This is a genomic window from Mycobacterium basiliense (genome assembly GCF_900292015.1).
Lineage (GTDB): Bacteria > Actinomycetota > Actinomycetes > Mycobacteriales > Mycobacteriaceae > Mycobacterium > Mycobacterium basiliense.
This window is the reverse complement of the sequence record NZ_LR130759.1, coordinates 2,559,018-2,575,120: the sequence shown is the minus strand read 5'-3', so window position 1 is coordinate 2,575,120 and position 16,103 is coordinate 2,559,018. Positions and strand designations below refer to the sequence as shown.

14 protein-coding genes and 1 pseudogene are annotated in these 16,103 nt (G+C 65.1%); 6 read left to right on the top strand and 9 right to left on the bottom strand.

The features are described 5' to 3' along the window. Nucleotides 1-95 precede the first annotated feature (95 nt). From pheT to MB901379_RS10990, 5 genes are all read right to left on the bottom strand, one after another. A complete protein-coding gene (gene pheT / locus MB901379_RS11010; protein WP_158016730.1) occupies nt 96-2,585 on the bottom strand; it encodes a phenylalanine--tRNA ligase subunit beta in 2,490 nt (829 codons plus the stop codon). Then, nucleotides 2,585-3,628, bottom strand: a complete 1,044-nt coding sequence (gene pheS, locus MB901379_RS11005) for a phenylalanine--tRNA ligase subunit alpha (protein WP_158016729.1) — start codon at nt 3,626-3,628, stop codon at nt 2,585-2,587. Before pheS ends, pheT begins: the two co-directional genes overlap by 1 nt. A gap of 160 nt (nt 3,629-3,788) precedes the next feature. Further along, the gene (locus MB901379_RS11000; RefSeq protein ID WP_158016728.1) at nt 3,789-4,595 is read right to left on the bottom strand and encodes a rhomboid-like protein; all 807 of its coding nucleotides are present in this window, start codon (nt 4,593-4,595) and stop codon (nt 3,789-3,791) included. 9 nt (nt 4,596-4,604) lie between these two features. Continuing rightward, nucleotides 4,605-5,519 (bottom strand): adenylate/guanylate cyclase domain-containing protein, encoded by a 915-nt coding sequence (locus MB901379_RS10995; RefSeq protein ID WP_232022044.1) that lies wholly within the window; start codon nt 5,517-5,519, stop codon nt 4,605-4,607. 110 nt (nt 5,520-5,629) lie between these two features. Continuing rightward, nucleotides 5,630-6,580, bottom strand: coding sequence for a PE family protein (locus MB901379_RS10990; protein ID WP_158016726.1), 951 nt, complete (start codon nt 6,578-6,580; stop codon nt 5,630-5,632). A gap of 342 nt (nt 6,581-6,922) precedes the next feature. Between MB901379_RS10990 and MB901379_RS10985 the strand changes: the two genes are divergently transcribed. After that, nucleotides 6,923-7,963 (top strand): oxygenase MpaB family protein, encoded by a 1,041-nt coding sequence (locus MB901379_RS10985; protein ID WP_158016725.1) that lies wholly within the window; start codon nt 6,923-6,925, stop codon nt 7,961-7,963. A gap of 1 nt (nt 7,964) precedes the next feature. Here MB901379_RS10985 and MB901379_RS10980 read toward each other — a convergent pair whose 3' ends face one another. The 4 genes from MB901379_RS10980 to infC all read right to left on the bottom strand — a co-directional run bounded on the left by MB901379_RS10980 (nt 7,965) and on the right by infC (nt 10,075). Then, nucleotides 7,965-8,750 (bottom strand): TrmH family RNA methyltransferase, encoded by a 786-nt coding sequence (locus tag MB901379_RS10980; protein ID WP_158019101.1) that lies wholly within the window; start codon nt 8,748-8,750, stop codon nt 7,965-7,967. Nucleotides 8,751-8,800: 50 nt separating this feature from the next. Then, nucleotides 8,801-9,190 carry a 50S ribosomal protein L20 gene (gene rplT, locus MB901379_RS10975; protein WP_158016724.1) on the bottom strand — a complete coding sequence of 130 codons (390 nt, stop codon included), beginning with the start codon at nt 9,188-9,190 and terminating at the stop codon, nt 8,801-8,803. 71 nt (nt 9,191-9,261) lie between these two features. Further along, nucleotides 9,262-9,456 (bottom strand): 50S ribosomal protein L35, encoded by a 195-nt coding sequence (gene rpmI / locus MB901379_RS10970; RefSeq protein ID WP_158016723.1) that lies wholly within the window; start codon nt 9,454-9,456, stop codon nt 9,262-9,264. A 25-nt stretch (nt 9,457-9,481) separates the two neighbouring features. After that, on the bottom strand, nt 9,482-10,075 hold the full coding sequence (infC, locus tag MB901379_RS10965; protein ID WP_158019100.1) for a translation initiation factor IF-3: 594 nt from the start codon (nt 10,073-10,075) through the stop codon (nt 9,482-9,484). Nucleotides 10,076-10,534: 459 nt separating this feature from the next. Between infC and lysX the strand changes: the two genes are divergently transcribed. The 5 genes and pseudogenes from lysX (at nt 10,535) to MB901379_RS24545 (ending at nt 16,085) form a co-directional block, all read left to right on the top strand. Then, on the top strand, nt 10,535-13,828 hold the full coding sequence (gene lysX, locus MB901379_RS10960) for a bifunctional lysylphosphatidylglycerol synthetase/lysine--tRNA ligase LysX (protein ID WP_197717884.1): 3,294 nt from the start codon (nt 10,535-10,537) through the stop codon (nt 13,826-13,828). Nucleotides 13,829-13,945: 117 nt separating this feature from the next. Next, the gene (locus tag MB901379_RS10955) at nt 13,946-15,328 is read left to right on the top strand and encodes an alpha/beta hydrolase (RefSeq protein WP_158019099.1); all 1,383 of its coding nucleotides are present in this window, start codon (nt 13,946-13,948) and stop codon (nt 15,326-15,328) included. 92 nt (nt 15,329-15,420) lie between these two features. Further along, the gene (locus MB901379_RS10950; protein ID WP_158016721.1) at nt 15,421-15,675 is read left to right on the top strand and encodes a hypothetical protein; all 255 of its coding nucleotides are present in this window, start codon (nt 15,421-15,423) and stop codon (nt 15,673-15,675) included. Continuing rightward, nucleotides 15,668-15,917: pseudogene (locus MB901379_RS10945) on the top strand (serine/threonine-protein kinase PknH/PknJ); the annotation flags it as partial. The gene MB901379_RS10950 and the pseudogene MB901379_RS10945, both read left to right, overlap by 8 nt. Further along, a complete protein-coding gene (locus MB901379_RS24545; protein WP_232022106.1) occupies nt 15,903-16,085 on the top strand; it encodes a sensor domain-containing protein in 183 nt (60 codons plus the stop codon). The pseudogene MB901379_RS10945 and the gene MB901379_RS24545, both read left to right, overlap by 15 nt. The last annotated feature ends 18 nt before the right edge of the window (nt 16,086-16,103 follow it).

Genomic DNA, 16,103 nt, shown 5'->3' with positions numbered 1-16,103 from the left:
ACAAGAGTCGTTCGCCGGTGCCGCTTCCTGACGGCTGGGTGCCGCGGTCAGGCCACAGGCATGACCACAATGTGGTGCCCGCTGGCCGCTCGCGTTCAGCTACGCAGGACGGCGCCGACCCGCTCGGCAGCGCACTGCACCGCAGCGTCTCTAGCCGCACTCGCATCGTCTTCAGTCAGCGTGCGATCTGGCGCGCGAAACCGCAGCGCGAAGGTCAGTGACTTGCGAGCCGCACCGATCTGCGGCCCGGTGAAGACGTCGAACAACTGAATGTCTTCCAGCAGGTCGCCGGCTCCTTCCCGCACGGCATCGGCCACCGACTGGGCGGCGACATCTGCGGCTACCACAAGGCTGACATCCTGGAAAACGGCGGGAAATGGCGACACTCTGGGTGCAGGCAGCGCTTCGGCAATGGGTATTGCATCGAGGTTCAGTTCGATCGCGCACGTACCCTTCGGGAGGCCGGCCCGCTCAATGACGGCCGGGTGCAGTTGCCCCGCATGCCCAACGGGAGTCTCGCCAACCAAAACTTCTGCACATCGCCCCGGGTGCCAAGGCAGATGTTGCGCCGCTCGCAGGGTCACGTCGACACCGCTTGCACGCGCGATGATCCGTACCGCCTCAAATGCATCGGCCGCTTCGACGGCGCGACCGGCACCCCACGGGCCGCGCGACTCGCGCAACCCCGCCAGCACCGCGGCCACATGTTGCGGTTGCCGAGGCAAGGACGCGTCCAACGCCGCAATTTCCCCGTCGGTGGGCCGGCGGTGCACCGGGATCAGCTCGATGCCGCGGGTCTGCTCGGTCGGCTGGACTACCTGGGCAATGGCAAACAACGCAACGTCGATCAAACCGCGGGAAACGTTGCGGCTCAATGCTTCCAGCAGCGCCGGGACCAGGGTCGTGGCCAGCTGCGGACGGTCAGATTCCAGGGGGTTGACCACATTCGTCGTGCTGCGTCGCGGGTCATCGGACGCCAACCCCCACAAGTCGAAAACACCGGCGGGCAGAAACGGTGTCGGCAGGATTTCGACGTAGCCGGACAGTGCCAACGATTTGCCGATTGCGCGACGCCGCCGCTGCCGGGCCGTCAGACCTCGGCCCGCGGGAGCGGCGGGCAGCACCGAAGGAATGACCTCGAGTCCTTCGAGCCGCATCACCTCCTCGACCAGGTCGGCCGGCTGCAGGAGATCCGGGCGCCAACTCGGCGGCGTCACAACCAGCACCCCTTGGCCGTCGTCGGCCACCCCGGCACCGATTTGGGCGAGTCGGCGGGCCGTTGTGCCTTGGGCGTAGTCCACCCCGGAGAAACGGTCCGGTAAGTCCGCAGCGATCCGGATCGGGGGCAGTGACCAGTCGTCTCGTGGCGGTTCTCCCCGCCAATCGGTCAAGGTGGGCGCCACTGTTCCCCCGGCGATATCTGCCAGCAATGCCGCGCACCGATCCAAGGCTGCCACCGAAATGGCCGGGTCGACCCCGCGTTCGTAGCGGCGGGCGGCCTCACTGGGCAGGTGCAACCGCCGTTGGGTGCGCGATACCGCAGCGGGATCCCATATCGCCGCCTCGAGCAGAACATCGGTGGAGTCGGCACGCACCTCGGTGCTCGACGCACCCATCACGCCGCCGATTGCCGCGGTAGCGGCATCGTCGACGATGAGCACGTCTCCCGAGTCGAGCCGGCGTTCGACGTCGTCGAGGGTGACGACGGCCTCGCCGGGCCGGGCAAAGCGCACCGCTAACGCGCCTGCGATCCGGCTGCGGTCGTGCGCGTGCATCGGGTGGCCCAGTTCGAGCATCACGTAGTTGGTCACGTCGACAGCCGGTGAGGTGGCGCGGATGCCGCACAGCAGCAGCCGGCGTTGCAGCCACCAGGGTGACAAGGCGGCCGGATCTATTCCGGTGACCGGACGCAGCGCAAATCGGCGGACCTCGGTTTCGGACTGCACGGTCAACGGCCACGCGGGCCCCTCGACCGGCAATGGCGATACGTCGGCGGGGTCGACGAAGTCGAGGTCGTAGGCGCAGGCGATCTCGCGAGCCAAGCCGCGCACCGACATGCAGTAGCCACGATCGGGCGTGATCGCCAGATGGAATACGACATCGGCCAATCCGAGTACACCGGCGGCGTCGGCGCCGGGCTCGGCGGTGCCAGGGGGCAGCACCAGGATCCCGGAATGGTCTGCGCCCAAACCGAGTTCGGCCGCCGAACAGATCATTCCTGCGGATGTGCGGCCGTAGGTCTTGCGGGCCGTGATGGAAAATCCACCCGGCAGTGTGGTCCCGGGAAGCGCCACAACGACCAGGTCGTCCACAACAAAGTTTGTTGCACCGCAAACGATTTCCTGCTGGCTGTCGCCACCGACGTCTACCAGGCAGGCACGGATCGGCTTCTTGAAGCCGTCGAGCTCCTCGATGTCGGCGACTCGGCCCACGGTCAACGGCCCCTCGACCGGACCGAGCGTGATCACCTCTTCGATCTCGTGGCCGATACGCACCAGCGTCGCCTCTAGTTCGGCAGCGGGTACATCCCAGTCCGGCGCTCCAGCCGAAACAACCTCACGCAACCAGCTGTACGGAACGCGCATCAGGCGCCCACCCCGAACGGCAACGAGAAGCGGACGTCGCCCTCCACCATGTCGCGCATATCGGGAATACCGTTGCGGAACTGCAGTGTGCGCTCAAGGCCCATACCGAAGGCAAAGCCGGAGTACACTTCGGGGTCAATTCCTGCGGCCCGCAGCACGTTTGGATGTACCATTCCGCATCCACCCCATTCCACCCAGTCAGCGCCACCCTTCTTGTTGGCGAACCAAACGTCCACTTCGGCGGACGGTTCGGTGAAGGGAAAGAAGTGCGGGCGGATCCGCGTGCGTGCCAATGGCCCGAACTGGGCGCGGGCAAAGGCATCGAGCGTTCCCCGCAGGTGGGCCATGGTCAGCCCGCGATCCACCGCCAATCCCTCGACTTGATGGAATACCGGCGTGTGGGTGGCGTCGAGTTCGTCGGTACGGAAGGTCCTGCCGATCGAAACGATGTACACCGGCAATTCCCGCTCGAGCAGGGTGCGAACCTGCACCGGCGATGTGTGGGTCCGCAATAGCTGCCGGGAATCCTCCGGCGAGATATAGAACGTGTCCTGCTCGCTGCGTGCGGGGTGGTCGGGCGGGAAATTCAGCGCATCGAAGTTGAACTGCTCGGCCTCGACCTCTGGCCCCTCGGCCAGCTCCCATCCCATCGCGATGAAGGTGTCGGCGATGTGCTCGGCCAATATGGTGATCGGATGCCGCGCGCCGGTCGGCTGGCGAGTCGATGGCAACGTCACGTCGATGCCTTCGGCGACCAGCACGGCCGCGTCACGTGCTGCCCGCAGAGCCGCCAACCGTTGGTCGTAGCCCTGCTGAGCGTCACTGCGGGCGATATTGACCCTCTTGCCGGCGTCGGCTCGCTCCGGCTTGGGAAGGGTGCCCAGCGCCTGCCGCGCGAGTGCCAGCGGTGAGCGATCACCGAGGTGCTCGGTCTTGCTGCGCGCCAACGCCTCTAGGCTGTCGGCGAGCGCGAAGGCCTGTTGGGCGGCATTGACCGCCTTTGCCAATCCTTCCGGCGACAAATCCACGGGTTGATCCCCCACGCGGCGACACTCTCCTTGCTGACGAGGCTGTTCAGGCTGCCCGCATCGTCGCGAGCGGTTGGGCCGCTGGACATCGACGACTACCCGGCCCGGCACGGCGTGACGCAAGTGCCGATCATAGGTCAGCAGTTGGCGATGATCTTATTTGGCTACGGGATTGTCAGCCGCTGGGCACCGGGCAGGGCGCGGTCCCCGAATCTCGACGCCCCTGTACACCGCGCAGCGTTATCCGCCGCGCGATCGAATGCGCGGCCACGGCGCCGGCGATGCCCAGCACCAGTCCATTCGCCGACGTCCAGGTCGTATGAGCCAGCAACAGGAAACCGAACCCCGACGACGCCACCAACAGCGCATACCGCGGCGGCGTCCATCGGATCGGGTGGCTGAACCGCATCGTCATCAACATGCCCAGTGCCAACGCGATCGCGTGGCCGCAGTCGGTGAAACCACCGCCGGTGATCGCGGCGGCGATGCCCAGCGACACCCACCAGCCGACCCATGCCGGCCGCCACCGGCGGGCGATTGTCGCCGTCAGCGCCCCAAGAACCGCCAGGGCACCATAGCTCATCCCCACGTCGCTGACGCGCGTCATCGACCACGGCAGCCAGCCGAACGTGACCGCTCCCGCTAGCGCGCTTGCTACCAGCAATGTCGCCCCGAGATGGCCGACGATAAACGCCGCGGCCAGCCGACCGGTGCGCAAATGTAACTCCGCAAGTGCGAGCAGGCATGCCAGGCACGGCAGCCAAAAGTAGAGCGGCCCCTCATCGATGACAAAGGCGCTGTTCCACAACGTTCCGAGGCGACCGTGCGCCAGGTTGTGCAGGTTCGTGCTCGCGTGCCGAATGGCCCGCTCGTGAGCCTGCGGGCCAAGCATCAAAAGCGCGATACTCACCGAAGCAAGAGCGGCCAAGTAGCTGAGGGTGAACCGGACCCGGGCGAGTCGGAACGCAATCCCGTACATCATCAACATCAACTATGCCTGTACACCTGTTTCGGCCGCGTCACCGGAAGTCGACGGCTCCTTACTAGCACTGAGACGATATATAGCCAAGTCCGGGGGAATGCCGGTGAGCTTGCTGGCAAACATCGGCCGGCGTGCCCGCTTGGCGACGACGCCCATGGCGTCCAGCTCGCTTTGCGGGATCAAGTCCAAGGTGGGGCTCGATATCATGATGCCACCTCTGGTGGCGCGTTCCATAACGCGAGCGGCGATGTTGACGTCGACGCCCAGCCAGTCGGCGGCCAAACGTTGCGGCCGGCCGGTATGAATGCCCACCCGCATTCGGGGCGTGTAACCCTCCACGGTGACGGCTTTCATGGCCTCCTGTGCGACGAAAACAGCCCGCACCGCGACTGTCGGGTTGCGGAACACGGCCATGATCCCGTCACCCATTCGCTTGACGATGTGGCCGCCGGCGTCGAGCAGCGGGGACTCGACGGCGCGCGCCACTTGGCGCAACAAGGTGAGGGCAGCATCGTCGCCAGCATGCAATGACCACGTCGAGAAGCCCACGAGATCAGTGAAGATCAGGGTCACTTCCGGGTTCGCGGGCTTTCGCGAGACCGCCTCGGTCAACGCCTGCCATACCTGCAGGACACCCAGGCTGAGCTCACGAGATGCCGCCTCGCGGTCCCCCATCAGCCGATCGGCGGCGCGGGCCGCGGCACGCGGCCCGCCTTCCCCGGCGGTCGACAAGGGGTCACCGAACTCGGGATCACCCGGTAACAACCGTCGCGCCCGCCGAACGAACGCCACCACGCCCGGGCTGTGGTTGGTCGAACGCAGCCACCGCAATGGGGAATGTCGATGCGATTCGGACGACGCTAGCGCAGTCTCCGCTTCGTCGGGCGCGACGGGCTCTCCACCGACAGCCCCGGCCTCCTCCACCTCGCAAGGGTAGGTGCTTTCGGCGGAGCTAGGCAATCACCGCCGCGGCCGGTTAGCTCACAGCCGCGCCAAACGCCCTGATCATGCGGGGCGTGAGTGATTCGACACGCCTAGAAGCCGGGCACGAAATCGTCGAGCAGGCCAGTGAGCAAGCCGCCGAACTGCGTTCCATCCAATTGGATGGCGGTCGGTGCCCCGCTCGTCGGCGTCAGCGTGAGCGTTGCGACCTGGGTTGGCGCCAGCAGCCCCCCTACCGGAACGCTGATCTCCGCGGAGGTGTATCCCGAACCGTCGGGTGCCGGCATCGCCTGCGATATCGCCGTTTGACCGAGCAGGAAGCCGTACAGCGCACTGCCCGGAGCCTGGATGACCGCGCCGGCGGCCCCCAGGATATCGCCGGTTTGCACGGCGTTGGCGAATGCCGCGCCGCTCGCTTGCAGCGCGGCCGAGGTGGTTATAAACGGCCCCAGCGCACCCACCCCGTACTTGAGCGCGGCGGGCACGGTGAGGGATCCGGAGTCGAAGGTGGCTTGCCCAGTCACCGGCGAGTACGTCCCGTTCAGCGTCAGCGCCACCGGACCCAACGGGGTGTCCATACTCACCGGGTAGCTGATCGGAATGCCAATACCCGGCAGCGGGTCGCCGGGCAGCTCGAGAACGCCGCCACCTAGCGACCCCCCAACCGAGGCGGCCGCCGGGCCGGCGGACCCGGGATCGATCAGTGGGTGCCCCAGCAGCGCCTGCGCGGGCCCATTCACGGCATTCAGCAAACCCTGTTGAATGCTGGACTCGGCATTGGAGTATGCGGCGGCACCGGCGTTCATCAGATTCACGAACTGCTCATGGAACGCCGACGCTTGGACGCTGAGGGCTTGAAATTCCTGAGCGTGCGAGCCGAATACTGCGGTAATGGCAGCCGATACGTCATCCAGGGCCGGCGCCATGATCTCGACCGTGGGCACGGCGGCCGCCGCGTTGGCCGCGTTGAGCGCCGAGCCGATGCTCTCGACGTTCCCGGCCGCGGCCGCCACCATGTCCGGCACCACGTTGACAAACGACATAGCCCGTCTCCTTTGACTGACCGCATACAACCATCAGACAATTACCGAGAGAAACAGTGTGCTGCTGGGCAAACCATACTTGCTCGACATGCTTTTGGCAGCCTTACCGACAAAACACCCCCAGATGGGTGCCCCGGTTTTGCGCGGGTCTGCCGTCGACCCCGCCGACCCGGGCCGATCGACTGTCCGGTCTGGCTTCGCGGGTTGCAACGGTCGGCGTGATCACTTAGTCGCCACGCCGCTGTGGACGCTCGGTAACACCTGCGGTGACACCCGCCCAAAACGTAGACAACATGCGTTGTCAAGTTTATCGTGGGCGCAAATCATGGGTAGGAGGCCGCGATGACTGCCACATCGAGGACACCGGCTGAACCGCTCGGGCCCGACTCGCTGACCTGGAAATACTTTGGCGACCTGCGCACAGGAATGATGGGTGTGTGGATCGGCGCAATCCAGAACATGTATCCGGAGCTGGGCGCCGGGGTGGAGGAACATTCGATCCTGCTGCGCGAACCGTTGCAGCGAGTGGCCCGGTCGGTGTACCCGATCATGGGCGTGGTCTACGACGGCGAGCGAGCCACCCAGACCGGACAGCAGATCAAGGGCTACCACCGCACCATCAAGGGTGTCGATGCTGAGGGGCGTCGTTATCACGCGCTCAACCCGGACACGTTCTACTGGGCCCACGCCACCTTCTTCATGCTCGTCATCAAGGTGGCCGAATACTTCTGCGGCGGTTTGACCGACCGGGAGAAGCGCAAGCTGTTCGACGAGCACGTGCAGTGGTACCGGATGTACGGGATGAGCATGCGGCCGGTGCCCAAATCGTGGGACGAATTTCAGGACTACTGGGATCGGGTGTGCCGCGACGAGCTGGAGATCAACCGAGCCACCCTGGACATCTTGCAGATGCGCATTCCCAAGCCGAAATTTGTCCTGATGCCCACGCCGATATGGGACCAGTTGTTCAAGCCGTTGGTGGCCAGTCAGCGCTGGATCGCGGCCGGTCTATTCGATCCGGCTGTCCGGGAGAAAGCCGGAATGCGCTGGACCCCCGGCGACGAGATACTGCTGCGATTGTTCGGCAAGATGGTGGAGTTCGCATTCCTGGCAGTGCCCGAGGAGATCCGGTTGCACCCGCGCGCGCTGGCCGCCTACCGACGGGCTGAGGGGCGAACTCGTAGCGATGCGCCGTTGGTCGAAGCACCCAGCTTCATGGCGCCGCCGCCTGACCGCCGTGGGCTGCCCATGCACTACTTTCCGCCACGCACGCATCCAGCCAAGGTGCTGCTCGAACGGGCCGGAACACTGGTGCACAGCACTCTGTCGATCGCCGGCCGACGACCGGCGTGGAGACCAAAAAAGGCCCGAAACGTCGCCTGACTTAGCAAGTTCGCCCCTGCACCCGGGCACTTTGATACAGACAAATCGCCGCCGCCGCGGCAACGTTCAGACTCTCCGCTCCCCCAATCATGGGGATACGCACCCGGTGATCGGCCTGCATAGCAATTTCAGCCGACAGCCCATGGGATTCGGGCCCGAACAGCCAGGCCGTGGGGGCACCGAGAAGCCGCTGAGCCTCATCGAGGGACATCTCGCCGTCGACCGCACTGGCTAGCACCCGTAGCCCGGCCGTGCGTAAGGCGGCGACGACGGCAGAGGTGTCGGCTGCGACCACGACCGGGACCGAGAAGATACTGCCGGCCGATGCCCGCACACATTTGCCGTTGTAAGGGTCGACGCTGTGCCCGGCGAGAATCACAGCGGCCGCCCCCATGGCATCGGCGATGCGGATCAGCGTGCCGGCGTTGCCGGGCTCATTGATGTCGACGGCGGTGGCAACCAGCTGCGGCGAACCGGCCAGCACGTCCGCCATCCGGGTCGCCGGCACTTCGCAGACCGCGACCAGGCCCGCCGGAGTGACCGTGTCCGACAGGGCCTTTGCGGCGCGCTCGGTAACCAGGTGTACCGGTGCGTTCTGCTCGGCCAGCAAGGACTGATGGCGTCGGGCCGCAACCTCGGTGGCAAACACGTCCAGGACCAGCCCCCGCGCTGACGCGGCCTCGACGAGATTGGGGCCCTCGGCGAGAAAACGGTTCGCTCGGCGCCGGCCGACGTGACGGTGCAGTTTGACCGCGGCGGCAACTCTGGCGGACCGCTCGGTGAGCACCTGGCTGGGTCTGTCCGCGTTCGGTCCCTGCACAGCCAGCCTTGTCGGTGCTACGCAGCCTCTCCGGACGGGGCGTTGACGTCCTCGGGCAACGCCGCCCGAGCGACCTCGACGAGCGCGGTGAACGCCGCCGGGTCGGTGACCGCGACATCGGCAAGGTTCTTGCGGTCCACCTCGACGCCGGCCGCTTTCAGACCCTGGATCAGCCGGTTGTAGGTGATGTCGTTAGCACGCGCGGCCGCGTTGATCCGCGAAATCCACAACTTCCGGAACTCGCCCTTGCGCGCGCGGCGGTCGCGGTAGGCGTAGTTCAGCGAATGCAGCTGCTGTTCCTTGGCTTTGCGGTAAAGCCGAGACCGCTGGCCGCGATAGCCTTTCGAGGCCTTCAGGATGGAGCGCCGCTTCTTGTGGGCGTTGACTGCCCGCTTTACGCGTGCCATAAGAATTTTTCCTACTCTCGATCGGACGTAATGGTCAGGTACCGGCGTCAGCCGGACGCGCCGGGCGCCGGCTAGCCGTTCAGCAGCGAATTGACCCGCTTGGTGTCGTTGGCCGCCACCGTCGTTCGGCCGTCCAGTCGTCGGGTTCGCTTGCTCGGCTTGTGCTCCAGCAGATGGCGACGGTTGGCCTGCTGCCGGACGATCTTTCCGGTACCGGTGCGCCGGAACCGCTTCGAGGCCCCACTGTGGGTCTTGGCCTTGGGCATGTTTCCTCAGTTCTTCGCTAGCGGGTTAGTTCGATGACGGTGTGACTTCGCCGCCCGCCGGTCCGGCAGGTGGTTCGTCAGGATGCCGAGCTCTGGCTCGCGTTTTTGCGCCGCGGTGGGGTGCCAGCACCATCGTCATGTTGCGTCCGTCCTGCTTGGCAGAGGTCTCGACGAATCCGTACTCGGCAACGTCGGCGCCTAGCCGCTGTAGCAACCGGTAGCCCAACTCGGGCCGCGACTGCTCACGTCCGCGAAACATGATGGTGACCTTGACCTTCGATCCGGCCTCCAAGAAGCGGATTACGTGCCCCTTCTTGGTCTCGTAGTCGTGATCATCGATCTTCGGTCGCAGCTTCTGTTCTTTGACGACGGTCTGCTGCTGGTTCCGGCGGGATTCGCGCGCCTTTTGCGCCGCCTCGTATTTGTACTTGCCGTAGTCCATGATTTTGCAGACCGGTGGCCTGGCGTTCGGGGCAACTTCGACAAGGTCGAGATCGGCATCCGCGGCAACGCGGAGTGCGTCTTCGATACGCACTATGCCTACCTGCTCCCCCCCTGGGCCGATTAGTCGGACTTCAGGTACGCGAATACGCTCGTTGACGCGGGTCTCAGTGCTGATGGGGCCTCCCTGGTTGGTTTTCTATCCGCCGCAGCCAGAGCCTGGACGGGCCGGAATCAGCGGATGGAATGCCCTGCCATCAGCAAAAAAGCCCTGCACCGCAGGGCCCAATGCCGACCGATCGCGGCTCAAAACTTTCAAGCCGCCCGCGCCACGCGCAGAACAGGCATGCCAAGATGCCTGTGACCGGACCGCATAACCTTGGGAAAGGCCTTCAAACCTTCTCGTGGCCTTCTCGTGGCTAGCGGTGGGAGTGGGACTCCACTTAACTGTCCTGGCCTTCGCCGGGATGGTCGCGACGGCCAGTCTAACAGCCATTACCGGTCACACTGGTAATGAGCTGGCCTCAGCGGCGACCCAAGCGCGCGGCGCGAGCACAATCTGGCTACCGCTTCACCGGGATTTTCCCGCTATTAAGGAATATCCTCGCGGTCTGTGACCGTCACAAAGCCTCGCTCGATGGAGAGCAGGTCTACCTCGCGGTATTACTGGGTTCCCGCGGCCGCCGGCTGGACCGTCGGCGTCATCGCGACGCTGTCGCTGCTAGCCAGTATTTCGCCGCTGATCCGGTGGATCATCAAGGTTCCCCGGGAGTTCATCAACAGCTACCTGTTCAATTTCCCCGACACCAGCTTCGCGTGGTCGTTCGTGCTGGCGTTGCTGGCAGCCGCGTTGACCGCGCGCAAACGGATTGCCTGGTTGCTGCTGCTGGGGAATGTGGTTCTTGCCGCTTTCCTGAATGTCGCCGACATCGCCGCGGGCGACAACACCGCCGCCGAGAACTTCGGTGAGAACCTCGGGTTCGCCTTCCACGTGGTCGCCATCGTTGTGCTGGTGCTGGGCTATCGGCAGTTCTGGGCCAAGGTCCGCCGGGGCGCGTTGTTCAAATCGGCCGCGGTGCTGCTCGCCGGCGGCACCATCGGGATCCTGGTGTCCTGGGGGCTGGTCGAACTGTTCCCGGGATCACTCGCCCCGCAGGACCGCTTGCCCTATGTGGCCAACCGGGTGATCGGTTTCGCCCTCGCCGACCCGGAGCTGTTCACCGGCCGACCGCACGTCTTGCTCAAAGTCGTCTTCGGGTTGTTCGGTGCCCTAGCCTTGATCGCCGCGACGATCGTGCTGTTCCAGTCCCAGCGCGCCGAGAACGCACTGACCGGCGAAGACGAATCGGCCATCCGGGGATTGCTCGAGTTGTACGGCAACAATGACTCGCTGGGCTACTTCGCCACCCGCCGCGACAAGTCGGTGGTTTTCGCGCCGAGTGGCCGCGCCGCCGTAACCTACCGTGTCGAGATCGGGGTCTGCCTCGCCAGCGGCGACCCGATTGGCGACCCACGGTCGTGGCCGCAGGCCGTCGACGCGTGGCTTGGGCTTTGCCAAACCTACGGCTGGTCGCCAGGTGTGATGGGCGCCAGTTCGCAAGGGGCTCAAACATATCGAGAGGCGGGTCTGAACGCGCTCGAGTTGGGTGACGAAGCGATCCTTCGGCCCGCCGAGTTCACCTTGTCCGGCCCCGACATGCGCGGGGTGCGCCAGGCTGTGACCCGAGCGCGTCGGGCCGGTCTGACGGTGCGGATCAGACGGCACCGCGATATCCCCACGGCCGAGATGGAACAGACCATCGCCCGCACCGATGCCTGGCGCGACACCGAATCCGAGCGCGGTTTCTCGATGGCCCTGGGCCGGCTTGGCGACCCAATGGACTCCGATTGTCTGCTCGTCGAGGCGCTGGATCCCGACGACGAGGTGGTCGCGATGCTATCGCTGGTGCCCTGGGGCACCACCGGCGTTTCCCTCGACTTGATGCGTCGCTCACCGCAATCTCCGAACGGCACCATTGAACTGATGGTCAGCGAACTCACGCTGCGCGCCGAAAACCTGGGTATCAGCCGTATCTCGCTGAACTTTGCAATGTTTCGGTCCGCCTTCGAGCAGGGCGCCCAACTCGGCGCGGGGCCGGTCGCCCGATTGTGGCGGTGGCTACTGATCTTCTTCTCGCGGTGGTGGCAGATCGAAACGCTCTACCGCTCGAACCAGAAGTATCACCCCCAATGGGTTCCCCGCTACGCGTGCTACGACGACGCGCGGGTGATCCCCAAGGTGGGTGTCGCCTCGGTCATCGCCGAGGGGTTTCTCGTGTTGCCGTTCAGCCGGCGCAAGAAAAACCACACCGGTCACCATCCCGCCGTTCCCGAACGGCTCGCGGCCAGCGGCCTGTTACACCCTGACGGTTCAGCACCCGATGTGAACTTGCTGCAAAACGCGACGCACATCGACGGCCACGGAGGCCGACGCCGCCTGCCCGAGCAGGTACGGGTTCGTCTCGACAAGCTAAAGAAGTTGCAGTACAACGGCATTGAAGCCTATCCGGTGGGCAAGCCACCCAGTCACACCGTCGTACAAGCCGTGGATGCCGACGACCAGGACACCCTGTCGGTTTCCGGTCGAATATTGCGGATACGCAACTACGGTGGCGTCCTTTTCGCTCACCTGCGCGACTGGACAGGCGAAATGCAAGTGCTTCTGGATAATTCACGCTTGCTGCAGGGCCGCGCCGCTGATTTCAATGCGACGATAGATCTCGGCGACCTGGTGGAGATGACCGGGCACATGGGCTCGAGCAAGACCGGAACTCGATCACTGATCGTCACCGACTGGCGCCTGATTGGTAAGTGCCTGCGCCCCCTGCCGAATAAGTGGAAGGGGTTGACCGATCCCGAGGCCCGAGTGCGGACCCGTTATGTCGATCTGGCGGTCAACGCCGAGGCCCGTGAGTTGATCACCGCCCGCAGCTCCGTATTGCGTTCCGTCCGAGAGACATTGTTTGCAAAGGGCTTTATCGAAGTCGAGACCCCGATGTTGCAGCAGGTGCACGGCGGAGCCGCGGCCCGGCCCTTCGTCACCCACATCAACAGCTATTCCATGGATTTGTTCTTGCGCATTGCGCCGGAGCTGTATTTGAAGCGGCTCTGTGTCGGCGGCGTGGAACGGGTATTCGAACTGGGCCGAGCCTTTCGAAACGAGGGCGTCGACTTCAGCCACAATCCGGAGTTCACCCTGCTCGAGGCCTATCAAGCGCATGCCGACTACACCGTGTGGATCGACGGCTGCCGCGAACTCGTCCAGAACGCCGCACAAGCGGCAAATGGAACGTTGACTGCGATGCGGCCCACCGGCGACGGCTACCTCGAGCCGGTTGATATCTCCGGGATCTGGCCGGTAAAGACCGTTCACGATGCGGTGTCAGAAGCGCTGGGTGAACGGATTGACGCCGACACACAGCTGGCCACGCTGCGCAGGTTGTCCGACGCCGCCCGGGTTCCCTACCGGGCACAATGGGACGCCGGCGCGTTGGTCCTGGAGCTGTATGAGCACCTGGTTGAAAGCCGTACCGAGCAACCGACCTTCTACACCGACTTCCCAACCTCGGTGTCGCCGCTGACCCGGCCGCACCGCAGCAAGCCCGGAGTCGCCGAACGTTGGGACCTGGTGGCGTGGGGCGTCGAACTCGGTACTGCCTACAGCGAACTCACCGACCCAATTGAGCAACGGCGCCGTCTGCAGGAACAGTCCCTGCTGGCCGCCGGTGGCGACCCCGAGGCAATGCAGCTTGATGAAGACTTCTTGCAGGCCATGGAATACGCAATGCCACCCACCGGCGGGTTGGGCATGGGCATCGACCGGGTAGTCATGTTGGTCACCGGGCGCAGCATTCGCGAGACGCTGCCCTTCCCTTTGGCGAAGCCGCACTAATCCTAGGCAGCTCAAAACAATTCCTAGAAAACACGGTAGGCGATGCCGCACAATTGATCCGTGACAGCGTCGGTGCCGCCGACCGTGGGGCAGTTGGCGAATGCTCATACCTCGCTCATGCACGGTTGGGTGCCGGTCACGGTGCAAGGCATGACCGCGGCCGTGCTGCTGCTCGCGGTCGGGTGGCGCTCCCCTCAGTGGCGGCTGCGGCGGCTGCCGGCGGTGGTGACCATCGGCGCCGTGACGGCCTGTTGGACCCGCTGGTACGTCGGCGGACTGGCCAATGAGGCTCCCCCGGGCTCGCTGTGGGTCTGGGTCGGTTTACTGAGTGTGGCTATGGCGGTGCTGGTGCTCGGCTGGCGCCGGGCCCGCCGATGGCGCCGCGGCGCGTCGGTGTTGGCCGTACCGCTGTGTGCGCTCAGCGCGGCGTTGGCGCTCAACGTGTGGGTGGGCTACTTCCCCACCGTCCAGGACGCGTGGAATCAACTAACCTCCGGGCCGCTACCCGATCAGACGGATCAGGCCACCGTTGCCGCGATGGTAGGCAAGGGAGAGCTGCCAACGCACGGCAGTGTGGTCCCGGTGGCGATCCCGTCCGATGCATCGCACTTCAAGCACCGCGGCGAACTCGTCTATCTGCCGCCCGCCTGGTTCGCCAGCTACCCCCCGCCCCAGTTGCCGACGGTGATGATGATCGGCGGCCAATTCAACACGCCCGCCGACTGGGCGCGGGCAGGCAGGGCCGTGCATACGGTCGACGCTTTGGCGCGCTCGCACGATGGCAACGCGCCGGTTCTCGTCTTTGTGGACTCCGGCGGCGCGTTCAACAACGACACCGAATGCGTCAATGGCCGACGCGGCAATGCCGCCGATCACCTCACCAAAGACGTCGTGCCCTACATGATCTCGACCTTCGGCGTCAGCGCCGAACAGCACAACTGGGGCATTGTCGGCTGGTCGATGGGCGGTACCTGTGCGGTGGATCTAACCGTCATGCACCCCGACATGTTCAGCAGTTTTGTGGATGTCGCCGGCGATCTCTATCCGAACGTCGGCAACAAGGCGGAGACCATCGCCAGGCTGTTCGGCGGCGACGCCGAGGCCTGGTCGGCGTTCGACCCGACGACAGTGATCACCCGCCATGGCCCCTACACCGGAGTCTCGGGCTGGTTCGCGATCCCCTCTTCGGGTCCAGCCAGCGGGCGCCGCGATATCCCGACTGTCGACACCGCTGCCATGCAGGTAGCCGGGCGTAATGCCGCCGCCAACCCCAGTAACCAAACCGCGGCAGCATATGCGCTGTGCGCGCTGGGCCGCACCAATGGCATCGACTGCGCGGTAGTACCCCAGCCGGGCAAACACGACTGGCCGTTCGCCGACCAGGTGTTCGCAGCCGCCCTGCCGTGGCTGGCAGGCGAGCTGGGCACTCCGCGGGCTCCCCGGATTCCGCTGCCGGGTAGCTCCTCGCCGACCGCACAAGTTGCCCCGGCGGAGAGATAACTCGGTCGCGGCCTCCTACAGCGACGACACCGGTCGCCAATCTTCATCGGCGCCGCTAATCCGTTGTCCTGCGACCGCAGTAACGTTGCGGCATGCCCGACGAACCAGAGACTGCCGACACCACGCCGTCCGCGCAACCCGATGCTGGGTTCGACGCGTCGGGCGTGCCGACCTTCGACTCCGTCCGCGAAAAGATCGAATCGCGCTACACGACGGCACTGGGCGCCACGGAACTCGACGCCGAAACATCCGAAGGGCGGGCTGTCGAGGAAGAGTACGAGCAGCGCCAGCGAGCCGCGGCCGAACGCCTAGCCCAGATCCGCGAGTCGATGCGAACCGATGAGTGACACCGTGCCGACGTTGCGGGTGGGCACCCGGTTCGGGCCCTACCGGCTGGCAGCGACTACTGGGTCGCGGTGGGATGGGCGAAGTCTACGAGTGGCCCATGACACCGTTAAAGACCGCACCGTCGCACTTAAACTGATGGCCCAGCCATTTCAACTCCGAGAACGTGTTTCGGCGACGCATGCAGCGCGAAGCCCACACCGCCGGGCAACTTCAAGAACCGCAGATCGTGCCCCTCCACGACCCACCCAAGATTTCACTGCACCGCGGTCCGGAAGGCAGCGTTGTGATTTGCCAGCATGTGCTCAGCGCGGTGTCCAACGTCGTCCTCGAAGTCAACGTCTGCGCACCGCAGGTGACCGACCAATCCAGTCGAATTGCCGACGCTATGGCAGCCAAAGTACCTGCATGAGGTGGTGATTCGCCGGCA